The organism is Curtobacterium sp. MCPF17_051, from assembly GCF_003234595.1.
GTDB lineage: Bacteria > Actinomycetota > Actinomycetes > Actinomycetales > Microbacteriaceae > Curtobacterium > Curtobacterium flaccumfaciens.
On sequence record NZ_QKSE01000036.1, the window covers coordinates 1 to 647 of the forward strand.

Below are 647 nucleotides of genomic sequence, written 5' to 3' on the forward strand. Positions count from 1 at the left end.
GCGTCGGTGCCGAAGGTCTTGTTCAGCAGGCCGGCGGCGTCCTCCGAGACGTGGACGGTGGTGCCGGTCAGGATGGCGTTGTCGCCCTCGAGCTGGAGGGGCTTGAGCGAGCCGCCGTGCAGCTCGAACAGGAACGCGTTGGCCGCGGCGACCTTGCCGTTGACGAGGACGTCGCCGTAGAGCTTGGACGAGCCCGGGTTCACGACGAAGTTCTCCAGCGTGACGGTGGTGTCGCCGGCCTTCAGGGTCAGGCCCGAGTCGTCGTGGTTCAGCAGGCCCTGCACGTAGGGGCGGTAGTTGCCGTCCGGGGACCAGTAGGTGACCGACCCGGCGGTGATCGGGAACGACACCGACCCGTCGGCGAGGGTCGCGTCGCCGGAGACGCCGGGGGTGAGCTTGAGGGCGGTGAGGGCGTCGGTGAAGCCGGAGTCGAGCTTCACGGCGGTGGAGCCGCCGAGGACCTCGGGGACCGAGGCGACGGGTGCGGGGATCTTCGACTCGGACGACGAGGACACCGTGTGCACGTTCGGGGTGGCGGCCTGTGCGGAGGAGATCCCGAACGCGGCACCGCCGAGGACGAGGGCGCCGGTCGTGGCGAGGGTGATGGAGGTCTTGAGGCTCTTACGCATCGTGATCATTCCTTTGCT

General features: G+C 69.1%; 1 protein-coding gene. It reads right to left on the reverse strand.

Going from position 1 to position 647, the window contains the following annotated elements; translation table 11 throughout:
• Positions 1-629 (reverse strand): hypothetical protein (locus DEJ35_RS16925; RefSeq protein ID WP_111193211.1); only part of this gene is annotated, 629 nt, incomplete at its 3' end.
• Positions 630-647 lie beyond the last annotated feature (18 nt).